Annotated in this window: 7 protein-coding genes; 4 read left to right on the top strand and 3 right to left on the bottom strand. The window is 48.3% G+C overall.

Annotation, left to right across the window (positions count from 1 at the left end):
• Positions 1–1,240: cation:proton antiporter (locus tag CSR02_RS09580; protein WP_244176924.1), on the bottom strand; the 1,240-nt coding region annotated here is incomplete at its 3' end.
• A gap of 605 nt (positions 1,241–1,845) precedes the next feature.
• On the opposite strand from CSR02_RS09580, the gene CSR02_RS09575 reads away from it, so the two are divergent.
• The 3 genes from CSR02_RS09575 (at position 1,846) to CSR02_RS09565 (ending at position 7,370) form a co-directional block, all read left to right on the top strand.
• Positions 1,846–3,342, top strand: coding sequence for an outer membrane beta-barrel protein (locus tag CSR02_RS09575; RefSeq protein ID WP_099541498.1), 1,497 nt, complete (start codon positions 1,846–1,848; stop codon positions 3,340–3,342).
• Between the two features lie 227 nt (positions 3,343–3,569).
• Positions 3,570–6,026, top strand: coding sequence for a membrane-bound PQQ-dependent dehydrogenase, glucose/quinate/shikimate family (locus CSR02_RS09570; protein ID WP_099541497.1), 2,457 nt, complete (start codon positions 3,570–3,572; stop codon positions 6,024–6,026).
• A 375-nt stretch (positions 6,027–6,401) separates the two neighbouring features.
• Entirely contained in the window at positions 6,402–7,370 is a 969-nt protein-coding gene (locus CSR02_RS09565) for a helix-turn-helix domain-containing protein (RefSeq protein WP_183172717.1), read from the top strand.
• A 10-nt stretch (positions 7,371–7,380) separates the two neighbouring features.
• On the opposite strand, the gene CSR02_RS09560 is transcribed toward CSR02_RS09565, so the two are convergent.
• Entirely contained in the window at positions 7,381–9,297 is a 1,917-nt protein-coding gene (locus CSR02_RS09560; protein ID WP_099541496.1) for a hypothetical protein, read from the bottom strand.
• A 423-nt stretch (positions 9,298–9,720) separates the two neighbouring features.
• Between CSR02_RS09560 and fumC the strand changes: the two genes are divergently transcribed.
• The gene (gene fumC / locus CSR02_RS09555) at positions 9,721–11,169 is read left to right on the top strand and encodes a class II fumarate hydratase (protein ID WP_099541495.1); all 1,449 of its coding nucleotides are present in this window, start codon (positions 9,721–9,723) and stop codon (positions 11,167–11,169) included.
• Positions 11,170–11,302: 133 nt separating this feature from the next.
• Here the strand turns inward: fumC and CSR02_RS09550 are convergent, their stop codons facing one another.
• Positions 11,303–12,655 (bottom strand): MFS transporter, encoded by a 1,353-nt coding sequence (locus CSR02_RS09550; protein ID WP_042787348.1) that lies wholly within the window; start codon positions 12,653–12,655, stop codon positions 11,303–11,305.
• Between the last annotated feature and the right edge of the window lie 33 nt (positions 12,656–12,688).

Here is a 12,688-nt window from a genome sequence, read left to right as displayed (position 1 = left end):
TTTGTGCAAAACAGACTTTTTCATAATCTAACCCGATGTACAACCCTTCTGTGAGATTTCCGCGTCGAAAAAGAGGGCCTGTTAATATAGTGGAAATGACGGCCAGAACCATCAGAGATGCAAAGGCAAAATCAGATAGCATACCTTGTTCGTGCAAAATGGTGGCGGCAACAATTTCCATAAGACCTTTGCACTGTAGCAAGGCACCAATGCCCAAAGCCTGCCTGGGTTTAAGGCCCGGGGCTGGCGGAAACACGTAGACTGCACCAATCTTGGTGAGGATTGAAACAGCAACCAAAGCAAAAGAAGCAATAATGGAAGGCCATGTTAAGGCGTCTCCATTTATTCGTAGGCCGCTGTGCCCAAAGAACAAAGGGGCAAGCCAGATTAAAGCGAATGTTCCCACCTGTTCTATGGGAAGGCGTTTGACCCAACTGGGCGGCATGATAGCGCCCGCAAAGTACGCGCCAATAAGCTCATGTAATCCAAGCTGCATGCTGGCCCATGATCCCGCTACCAGATAAATGGGAACAGTTACCCAGATAATCCACATGGGGGGATGACGAAAATGACGAGAGGCCCAGTTACCAGCGGCGGCCAATCCGGCCAATAATGCAATGGCCAGAAACTCCAATCCCGTCCAACCATGCAGGGCGGCAGAGCCTTTTTCGGCAAATTGCAATACGGCCAAGCCAATCCAGAGTGCGGCATCATCCACAACGGCAAGTTTAAGTGCCAATTGCCCTAATGGACGTTGCGTGGCGTCAAGCTCTCTTACAACACCGATCAAAACAGGAAGTGCGCTTACAGAAATGCATAGCCCGATAGAAGCTGCCGCAATAAGTGGGGAGGCTTGAGGTGCCTGCCATCCATGCAAGGGCAAAAAACAGGTATATGCCAAGATAGAACCAAGCAAGAAAGGAATACCTAAGGCCACACCAGCACCAGCTAACAGGCGGCCTAACGAAGGGGAGGCAATAGCATGGGCAGATGTATCTCCTTCTGGATGCTGCCACATTTCCAAGCCTGCGGTAAAAGCCAGCACCAATACGGCAATCCACCCAATAGTATCACCATAAAAAGAGGGAATACCCAGTTCCTTAACGGGTGCATGCCAGACAGCTAGAAGAATGCCAATAAGGATAGGCAATACAACAATAGGCAGTGCTTTGTGCAAAAGACGCCATAGCACCCAAGGAAGGAAAACAAAAAGTGTGGCATCCGTGAAAAGCGATGTCATTGCTGTGTTGTTCCGCCCTTTAGATTGTTGAAAAGAGTTATCTCTTGTAATCGAAAAACAGGATGGCATGCAAATTTCGCATATCAGTATGCAATTCTATACCGTGCACGCACGTATTTATGATTTATTACAACAATATATGTATAATAAATATATAAGTAATTTCTGCAAATATAAGCATGTAATTTATACGTAAAAATATCCAATATTTTAGGGACATTTTAAAAACGAAAAAACTTATGTAAAAATATACAAAATTTAGAAATACCTCATGATCTGTTGTGGCCGTAAAAGCTTACGCAAAACGTAACAAGGCCAAAAAAGTTTCCAGGACATTATGCAGAAAAGATCTGGCCAAAGGGTAGAAACGGCAAAAATGGCGCTTTAACAGCAGGAATAGCGCTGAAAACGATATTTATTTTTGTGTTTGAAGGATTGCCTTTTTGCGCACGCTATATTATTCCCAATTCGAAACGGACGTTTTGGCCGTGTAAATGCAGCAAAAATATAATGCTGTTAAATCTGTTGTGTGTTTGTAAAAATTCAAGTGCATGACAATAAATTTTGTATTCGTCACTGTTTCTGGTGCGCAAGAGAAGTGATACATGTTAAAAAAAATAAATAATATGAGTGTTTCCAAATTTGTATTGCTTTCATGTTGCGTTGCATTTGTGTGTAAGGCTGGTGTGGTAACAGCGCGGGCGGAAACATCTGGAGCAGCACAGGTGCAGGTGGGGGATTTGGCCCAAACGGTGCAGTCTAAAAAAGCAGAAAAAGCGGCTGGCACGCCAACAGATGGAGAGGAACCTCCAGCAACCTCTCTTTCTGAAGAAGATGAAGCCATGAAGCCCCGTGCGGGCAATCTGTTCCATGTCCAACCAGGGCATACGCCAACATATTGGGAAGGGCTGGAAGGGCACGTAACAATAGAGGCTGGAATTTCCGGAAACCCCTGGACGCGTTCTGGCCGCAACTTTGCGCAGTATTATTCAGATCGCGCCAATACGGTTACATTAAACCAGATTATTGGCTCACTTTCCCATCCCGTTACGTCGGTCGGGAGCGGGTATGGGATCGGCTTTGTGCTGGAAGCCATGTATGGTTCCGATGCGCGGTTTGACCCCACAATCGGGATGGGGGCTGGTTCTTTACACGGTTTGTATCAGTGGGCACCTACGCAGGCACATCTGGATGTGCATCTTCCGTGGATATTCAAACGCGGCATTGATGTGCAGATTGGCCAGATGTACGGCATTATGGGAGCCGAGGGCACGCCCGCACTTGCGCGGCCTTTTTATACATATAACTATGCATCAGACTATATAGTGCCGTTCCAGACAGTGGGTATTCTGGCCACCATGCATCTCACGCGCCATATGGACTGGATATTGGGTATAGATGCGGGGAACTCTACAACCTTCGGGGCATCGGGCAATAATAACAAACCTAAAGGTTATTTTGGTTTGGCATGGAACAAGCTGATGGACGGTAAGCTGGACGTGCATGCCATTGGCCATTTTGGACCGCAGGGAAATAACGGCCGCACAATTGTTTCACCGACCGGGTGGGTAAGCGCAGGTATTGGCAAACAGGCCAATAGTCTTATGCAGTATAATGCGGATGTTATGGCTACGTATCATATTAATGATAAGATGACTGTCTCTGTAGATGGCACTTATTTACATGATGATGCCCTGCGGGATGATGCCTATGGGGTAACAACCTATTTTTCCTACGATATTCACCCTTGGCTGACATTGAATGCACGCGGAGAGGTGTTCCGCGATAATACAGGTGGGGTGATTACAGAATACTCCAGCTTCAACTCCCTTACGCAAGCGTTAAGTAACAAGCCTTTTCCTTATTATAATGCCCTGCCAACCACGTATGGAGAACTCACGCTAGGCGTGGCCTACAGGCCTGAGTTTGTGAACAAAAGGCTTGCTTTGGGTGGCTTTACTATTCGGCCAGAAATCCGGCTGGATAAATCTCTTAACGGTACAAGGCCTTTTAACCAGGCGGGCACTGTGCAAAACCCAACCGTGAATAACGGCACAAACAACATGCTTTGGTTCAGTTGTGATGCAACATGGGCATTCTGACTTTATCGAAGCGATAGAAATACTGGGGTTATAACAGCTTATCTAGCCAACTGTTTCATCCGTGAGACAGTTGGCGATCTTCTCTACAATCTCGTGTGAAAAACAGAACAAAAGTATATTGATTTTGCGTTTTTTCATGTTGTGCAGGACCATCGGTCGCTAGGGCATACGGGCTTTACAAAAGTGCAGCCCATAGCGGCTCGTGAAACTGTAGAAAGAACACGAGTATGCGAGAGAGTCAGACGAGGTTATTCTCGCTTATAACCTCTATTCTGCTAGCCATTGTGGGGCTTTTCCTCTTTTTTGGCGGCGCGGAACTTCTGTTTCTTGGTGGTTCCTGGTTTTATATTATTGCGGGTGGCGTCATGCTGGGGGCCGCTATCAGCGGGTTTCGCAAGCCTGTTTTGGCTATGCGGCTCTATGCAGTTTTGCTGCTTGTAGCCACCATTTGGTCTGTATGTGAAGTTGGGCTGAATATCTGGGGGCTGGAAGTTCGTCTGTTCACACTTATCGGGCTAGGTGCATGGTTGTTGCTGCCGGGTGTTTGGCGCTCTGGCCAGAGCTGGCTTGCTGATAAGCGTGACGTTTTGGGGGCTTTGGCGGTTTCTGGCCTTGTGGTGCTAGCAAGCTGCTTTAGTTCTTATTCCATTGATGGCACCGTGCCAGCAGAGCGTATGATGGCAAGTGGCCAGTCTGATGAGGCATCCACAGGGGTGCCTGATGGAGATTGGGCCGCCTATGGCCGGACTGTTGGGGGAGACCGCTATACCCCATTGGGGCAGATTACGGCTTCCAACATCTCGCATCTGAAGCGCGCATGGGTAACACGTACAGGAGACGTGCAGCAGCAAGGGGAAGGCACAGTGGCTGGGCCTGACCAAGGGCATGAGTTCAATCTTGAACTTACACCTATTAAAGTGGGTGATACACTTTACATGTGCACCCCCCATAGCTGGGTGATGGCGTTGGATGCTGCGACAGGGAAGGTAAAGTGGAAGTTTGACCCACATCCGGCCACTGCAGACTTGGATAAAAACGTTTATCTGGCTTGTCGCGGTGTTTCTTATTATCATATCCCGGATGAAATTCAGACAAACTGCCGTAACCGCATTTACTCACCGGTAGCTGATGTGCGCATGGTCGCAGTCAATGCAGAAACCGGGCAACCCTGTGAAGATTTTGGTGATCACGGCTTTATTTCCCTGCGTCAGTATCTGGGGCATGTGCCGCATGGGTTTCATTTTGTAACCTCTCCTCCAATGGTAGCCAAAAATCGTGTCATCACTGGTGGATGGGTTTTTGATAATCAGGCCAACTTTGAGCCTTCAGGCGCTATTCGTGCGTTTGATGCCACAACAGGTGAAATTGCCTGGGCGTGGGATGCAGGCCATACACCAGAAACATGGAAGCCTGGCCCGAATGATGAGCTAACGCGTGATACGCCCAATGCTTGGGGTGTTTACACGGCAGACCTTAATCTGGGGCTTGTTTACATTCCCACAGGGAATGCTCCGCCAGATAACTGGGGCGGAAGCCGCCGCCCGTTTGACGATGCCACATCTTCCGCCACAATTGCCTTGGATATTGTAACGGGTGAACGTCGTTGGACATACCAGACTGTGCATCATGATCTTTGGGACATGGATATTCCATCCGGACCATCCATGGTGGAACTTCCGGGCGCAAATGGGGAACAGATTCCTGCACTGGTGCAAAGCACCAAGCGTGGCGAATTTTTTGTTCTTGATCGCCGTACCGGAACACCGGTTCCAGGCTATCCGGTTGAAGAAAAGCCGGTACCCACTGCTGGCCATGCGCCGGATGATCGCGTATCGCCTACACAACCTTACCCTGTTGCCATGCCTTCTCTCACACCGGCAGATCTGAAAGAGTCTGATATGTGGGGGGCAACGTTGCTGGACCAGATGATTTGCCGTATCCAGTACCGTCAGTCTGCTTACGAAGGGCAGTTCACACCACCGCATGTAGGCAAAACAACCATTGTTTATCCAGCATTTTACGGTGTTATAGATTGGCAGGGCATTACTATTGACCCCCAGCGCAAGATCATGCTGGCCAATGCAAGCTATCTGCCTTTCCGCATCAAACTGGAAAGACGTACAGGGCTAGAGCAAGCAGGAACACTGCCCAAATGGAATGGAAGCGGGGAGGAACCAGCGCCTAAAGGTGATGCGCTTTCTGTTTCTCCAGATTACGGTACACCATACATTGCGCTGACTAACCCTTGGCTGAACCCGCTGCAGATTCCCTGTAAAGGGCCAGTTTGGGGCACGCTGACAGCCATTGACCTGGTAACCAAGAAGATTGTCTGGCAGCACCCTGTTGGCACAACACGTGATACTGGGCCTTTTCGTACCCATAACAACCTGCCTTTACCTACCGGTATGTATAATATTGGCGGCAACATTGTTACCAAAGGTGGCGTGGTGTTTATGGGAGCAACAGCGGATGATTATCTGCGCGCCTTTGATTTGGCGACGGGTAAGGTTATCTGGCGTGACCGTTTGCCCGCAGGAGGGCAAGCAACCCCGATGAGCTATGAATCTGGTGGCAAGCAATATGTGCTGATTGCCGCAGGTGGCCACGGTGGTCTTGGCACCAGAAGTGGTGATTATATTATCGCTTATACACTGGATGGTGAGAAAGCTTCCACACCTCAGTAACGTGTCACAACGTGGGGCTCCAGTGTTTCTGGGCCCCACACTACGCGTTTATTTGCCAGTTATTGTTACTTATCAGAATATTCAGATGTATTTGATAGAAGGTGGCTGATGCTTGCCTTTATGCGTTTTGCCATTGTGATTTGTAAACGCAACAGGCACGCGTGATAACACCTGCTAATCGTATTCTTTTGAAGGGAAAAGTACTTCGAAAATGAATGTATGTTACATAAAATTCGTTTATTGATGTCAGTAAATACTCTCAATTTATAACAAAAAATTTATTCCTCAGAAAGTATAGAAAATAGAGCCCACACATACCTATGAGAGTTATATTTTTTATGTATAAGAGGAAACAACATTTGAAACGTCTTTAAAATGTCCGTGTCGGATATGGTAGAGTCCTCTGTAATGAATACACAGTATATTTCTCAACCCACTGATTCTAAAAAAGAAAAAATAGAGGAAATAGTACAGAAGTCCTGGATACGCTGTGAGACATCTTATCAGTTGGATCCTTCCCAGAAATGGAAGGCTGAAGTGCTATGTGGTGCAGAATTTCGGCATGTAAGTAGTCGGTCCGCTTTGCTTTTGCGCCAGGCTGCAGAAGAAATGCAGCACCTTTTTACATTGGTTCAGGGCTTGGGGTTGATGGTGTTGTTGGCAGATGCAGATGCCATGATTCTTGCGCGCTGTGTGGATGCAACACACCTTTCTGTTTGCCGCCGTCTGAACCTGCGAGAAGGTGCGATTTGGAACGAAGCCATAGCCGGCACTAATGGTATTGGCACATGTGTAGAGGATAAGTGCCCAATTTTTTTAGGGCATGGTGCACACTGGCGTTTCTGTTTTACTTTGTTAATCAGTTATGCTGTCCCTTTATTTGATGCACAAGGCCGCGTGGCAGGAGCCCTCAATCTTGCCTCCATGAATGGCAAAAGAGAACAACCCGTTGATAAGCTATTAATGGAAACACTCGCGCAATCTGGCCGACGTATTGAAGAACAGCTTTTCCGTAACAGTTATGCGGGGCAGAAAATACTCACTCTGGGGTCTGTCCGAGGGTGCTCAGCACCTTTGGTGTCTGTTAACAATCAGGGGGAAATTATAGGTGCTACGCACGCCGCACGGGAATGGATGGGCTGGACAGATCAAACCATTGCCGAACACCCTAACTTGCTGACAGAATTGGAAGAAGGTTCGGAAATAAGTTTTCAGAAAGCGGAAGAAAACGTTATTCGCTCCGCTCTAGCTGTTTCTCAAGGTAATGTCACACAGGCAGCTCGTGGTTTGGGCATTAGCCGTGCCACCCTTTACCGTAAAATGAAAGGTTTTGGCATGAGCTGAAACTGTGTATTTACTGGAACGGAAAATACCGAAAGGTAACATAAACCGTATTGCCTGATGTTGCTGGGTCTACACTATGGCCCAACCCATCATTTCCCTTAAAGGCAAATTTACGTACAAAAGTATATTGTAAACCCGCCATCATGCTGCCGTAGCGGCCCTGCAGAAAATGCCACCATCCGCCAGCGGTAAAGGAGGCGAGGGTGTGTGTTTGCGCACTACAGACACCAAACTCCACATCGCATCCGGCCAGATCCAAATCGTTTACGCCATAGCCATATTGTTTGCCGTCTGCACCAATATAGCGTTTGCGGCCAGAAGCCTCTACGCCACCATAAGTATAGAGCAGCACGGAAGAATTGGGGTGCCCGACCAAACCAAGAGATCCCATAATTTCGGGAACAGGTGTCAGTTGCCCTCGGCCATTGAATGTTGTGTCTGGTATCTGGGTTGGGCCATAACGGCCAATGCCATCTCCGGCCAGTATATCACCTGTAAGATGCAGACGGTTGGTGCCTAGGGGAGCTGTCATGCCTGCGCCCACACCGCCGCCAAAATGGGTATGTTTTTTGGTGGTGGTTGTGCCTGGTTCAACAGCCAAAGAGCGGAACCAGCGGGCCAGCCCAAAAACTTCGTAATGGCCGAAAGATGTATCTGCTGCAGCTTTTAGGATCATATCAGGAACAGGGTTGTAGGAGTAATTTGTTGCAGCATTCAGCAACATGCCCCCGGTGTTGGCATAGTAAACGCGTGCGCCATCAGCCTGCCCGCGTGCGGCAGGAATGGTGCTGCCAGAACTGATGGAAGAGGAAAAGCCAACGGTTGCCTGCGGATCTTCAATAGAAAGGCCAAGCCAGTACTTTTGGTTCCAGTCCTTACCAATTCGGATTTGAGGCACGCGTGTAAAGACAATACCAGGAAGCTGGTTGTTATCCGTAACTGCCGGCAATTCTTCTTGGCGGGGAATAATGCCTTTGGCGTAGTTGGTTGCCAAGCTCCATGCTTGCCCCATAAGAATATGCAGGCCCCAATCTTTTTGGGTGAAGGTAAAGTAACCCTGCCGCAAGCGCGGCGTGTAACCGTTAATCTGCACGCTGTTGGTGGTGCTGCCAGAACCTGCAAAATCACTTTCAACATAAGCCTGCAAACGAGAAGATTTGCTGGGATTGGCTTCCATTAAAATAGACAGACGGCTGAGCTGGGCGGAAAGACGTTCTTCAGAAAGCCCATGGTTAGGGCTGTTGGCATAAGGGAAGTTGCCCCAACCCGTTGCAGGGCCGCTGGTCATGTTTGAACTGCGCCAGATGTTGGACATATCTATAAAGCCCCCCAGCTTTACAGATATGCCACCAATGCTGAAAATGGGCGGAAGCCTGTCAACTTCCGTCTGTGTAATGGCAGTTGGGCTGGCAGAGGAAAGATCGATGGACGAATGGGTCTTTTCTTCCGTATCATCGCTAGAAGCTGCAGGAAGCCATTTAAAGCCCAGACCACCCTTGGCTGTACCTCCATGTGTATCAGATGCTGTTTTAACAGGCCCTTCATCTGGTGAAAAACGGATAGAAGGATCTTCCCGGTCTGGTTGATTTGTATAGGCAGTTGCCAGTTTATTTCCGGGTTTAATGCTTGAAGATGCTGTTGCGCCATGTGCAACACTGTGTACAGACCCACTGGAGCCGGGGTGCCGTTTGGCCTGACGGGATTCAATGGCCTGCACTTGGGCAGCTAACCGGCGCATTTCCGCTTTAATTGCTGCCAGTTCCTGTGCGTCATCAGCCAGTGCGGGCGCAGATAGCAATATGGTGCCAGCTAGCAGGCTTCCTGTCAGTAACAGTTTTCTCATATTTTTCACGGTATGTGCACTTTGAATGCTGTACCATTTCACGACAAAATTATTTGCATGATAATTTTCTATGGAATCATGCATCGAGCCATATCCGTATAAGGCGTCAAACATAACGACCTTTTGAATGATATGAACAAAGCGTGTAGAATAAACGTTTAGTTATAGCAAGTATGTAAAATGCCCAAATTCATAACAGAAATGCATGTTTTATATGGATTTTTGTATTGTATATGATTTTGTAAGTGTGTGTTGCAAACTAAATGTGTATTTAAATTCAGATACATAAATAACGCATATTTGTTTCTTGGCGTTTCAGAGTAAATAAAATGAGAGAAACAAAATAATCCGCATATATAAATTTCATAATTTCGATAAATATTTTACCATAATGACAATCGTCTAAATGTGATTGTTGTGACCTCATTTTTAGACGCGGAAGAGGTCTATGCTGCCCAAACCAGAAAGCCAGCTCGACATAATGATCTGGCAGGGAGGCAATGTATCATGAGCAATAATCCGCAAATTCGTTTTTGTCCTGTAGGTATTCAGGCCACAGGTGTTCGGCAGGAACGGGATTCAATGGGAGCCATAGATGTTCCGGCCGATAAATACTGGGGAGCGCAAACGCAGCGCAGTCTGGTGCATTTTTCCATTGGCACAGAACACATGCCGCTTCCGCTGTATCATGCCTATGGCATTGTTAAAAAAGCGGCCGCGTTGGTAAATGCAGCGGAAGGACGGATGCCGCAATGGAAAGCTGATTTGATTGCCACAGTTGCTGATGAGGTAACAGCGGGCAAACTGGATGCGCATTTTCCACTCTTTGTCTGGCAGACAGGGTCTGGCACCCAGACAAATATGAATGTGAATGAGGTGATTGCAAACCGCGCCATTCAGCTTGTAGGCGGAAAAATTGGCTCCAAAACGCCCATTCACCCCAATGATGATGTGAATATGGGCCAATCCAGCAACGATTCATTCCCCACGGCCATGCATGTCGTAACATTGCTGGAAATTGAGAAGCGGCTTTTGCCCAGCGTAGAAAAGCTTATTGAAGCTTTGCGCCAGAAGGCAGAGCAATGGATGGATGTTGTTAAAATCGGGCGCACCCATTTGCAGGATGCCGTGCCTTTAACAGTGGGGCAGGAATGGTCCGGCTGGGTGCAAATGCTGGAAGATGCACTTGAGGCTTTGCGAAAAGATCGTGAAGCACTGTTTGAACTTGCTGCAGGGGGCACTGCTGTAGGTACGGGATTAAATGCTCCCAAAGGCTTCAGCAAAGCGATAGCAGCGCGCATAGCTGAGTTGACAGGCCAGCCCTTTGTGACAGCACCCAACAAATTTGCAGCATTAAGCGGATTGGATGCCATGGCCAGAACATCAGCCGGGTTGCGTGGTCTGGCTGTGCCATTGCTTAAAATTGCCAATGATATGCGTTGGCTGGCTTCTGGTCCTCGGTGTGGATTGGGAGAATTGCATCTGCCTGAAAATGAGCCGGGATCTTCCATTATGCCTGGCAAAGTAAACCCCACCCAATGTGAAGCAATGGTGATGATTGCAACACAAGTTATGGGTAATGATAATACAATTGCTTTTGCAGCCAGCCAGGGTCAGTTGGATTTAAATGTTATGCGGCCAGTTATATTGGCCAATTGCCTTGCCAGTATCCGTATTCTGGCTGATGGCTGCCATAATTTCCGCGTCTATTCGGTAGAAGGCACGCAACTGAATGAAAAGCGGCTTAAACAGAATGTCGGTGGGTCCGTTATGCTTGTGACAGCATTAGCGCCTGTAATAGGATACGATAAAGCTGCAGAAATTGCCCATATTGCCATGGAGCATGATCTTTCCCTTAAAGATGCAGCTTTGAAATCCGGCTATGTAGATGCGGCAACGTTTGATAAAGTCGTGAACCCGCTGGAGATGGTGGGAGAAGGCGTTTCTGGCGCTTGATCTGCTTTCCAAACCAATAATCGGTGCGAAAACCTGAGATTTGTTGAGTGTCTGGTTTTTGTAGAGCACAAAAAAGCCTCATCCAGAATTGGATGAGGCTTTTGTTAGCGTTGCAATCTAAAGAAAATGATGTTCAGGACTGTTTGCTAAGGGATAGTTCTTCAGCAATATCACCGCGTGCAGCAGCACGGTTCTGCTTTTCCCGATCAGAGATTTTTTTCAGATAGCGGCGTGCTTCTGGTGAAATGGTCAGGCACATGGTCATCAGGGCCGAGGCCACATACAGGCCAGAGAAAATCCAGATAATACCTTCAACGCCGTGCCAGGATTCAAACCACGTTACAATGGCCGGGCCAACCCATGTGCTGGCGCCAGCACCCAACCCCAGAGCAGAAAGAGCTGCAGCTTTTTCCTTCGGGCAGATCTGGGGCACTAAACCGGACAGCGGCACAAAAGCAGCCAGTGTTGCGCCGTACAGGGCCCCCACAATGGCAGCTACCATAAAGTTGCCGGGAAACATTTGCGGCACGTAGTAAAAGGCTGGCACCATAATGGCAGCACCAATGCCACCACCAAAAGCCACAACTTCACGGTGTCCCAGTCTGTCTGCTGAAATGCCGGAAAACAGATTTACCAGAATATTGGACAGAAAAACGATGGACAGAAGCTGCAGCCACTGCGAAAGCGTAAAGCCCACAACTTTGGTAAAGAAAGTCGGCATAATCACCAGAAAAGCATATTCTGATGAGGTGTTAATTGTACGCACCAGCATGGCCACAAACGTTTTGGGTTCGCGCCAGAGAATGCTGATGGAGCTAAAAAATATTTCCTTGGCTGGGGTGTTGGGGGCTGCCAGACGCTGGGAGCCAGTAGGTTCACGCGTAAGCAACAGCGCCAGCAGGCCGCCAAACACAACCATACCCAGAGAAGACCAGAAAGTAGCCATTTCTCCAATAACAGGAATGGCAAAGCTGGCGAACAGAGAGCCAAGCGTAGGCAGGCCGCCTGAAAAAGCAAACCAGAACCAGCCAGCTGCAGAACCAAGCTGACGCGGAGGAGTGGCCGCAGCAATCCAGACCAGAAAGCCGTAAGTGAAAAGCGGATACCCCAAACCACGGAGGGAATAAGCTAGCAGCATAATGGGGTAGCTGTTAACTGCAACGCCACAGGCTAGAAAGATAACTTCAAAAATGGCCCATATGATCAAGCCAATCCACATAACCCGTTTGGGGCCCCAGAGATCAGACAATGGGCCAGATAACCAGGCGGAAATGGAAACGGTAACACCGTAAATAGTAAACAAAAGCGCGGTATTGCCGGAAGATGTACCGTGCGCTTCCAGATAAGGCGCAAGGTAACCGGCTTCTACGCCATCACCAATCATAAAGAACAGAAGCCCCACAAAGCCCCAGAACAGAGGCGCGGGAATTCCAAGACGATCTGCAAAGGATGCAGGCGGAGGCGACAGAGGGTCTGTCTGTTTCAAGGGGAGATACTCCTCTTTACACAGGCAACCGTC

It is taken from the genome of Acetobacter pomorum (assembly GCF_002738225.1).
GTDB classification, from domain to species: Bacteria; Pseudomonadota; Alphaproteobacteria; order Acetobacterales; family Acetobacteraceae; genus Acetobacter; species Acetobacter pomorum.
Note: the sequence above shows the minus strand (reverse complement) of the source record. Positions and strands in the feature narration are given on the sequence as shown.

Excerpts from the sequence above, each read along its gene's own strand:
- CSR02_RS09560 (WP_099541496.1), bottom strand. The coding sequence starts at position 9,297 with ATGCATGATTCCATAGAAAATTATCATGCAAATAATTTTGTCGTGAAA.
- CSR02_RS09575 (WP_099541498.1), top strand. The coding sequence starts at position 1,846 with ATGTTAAAAAAAATAAATAATATGAGTGTTTCCAAATTTGTATTGCTT.
- CSR02_RS09565 (WP_183172717.1), top strand. The coding sequence starts at position 6,402 with ATGTCCGTGTCGGATATGGTAGAGTCCTCTGTAATGAATACACAGTAT.
- fumC (WP_099541495.1), top strand. The coding sequence starts at position 9,721 with ATGAGCAATAATCCGCAAATTCGTTTTTGTCCTGTAGGTATTCAGGCC.
- CSR02_RS09570 (WP_099541497.1), top strand. The coding sequence starts at position 3,570 with ATGCGAGAGAGTCAGACGAGGTTATTCTCGCTTATAACCTCTATTCTG.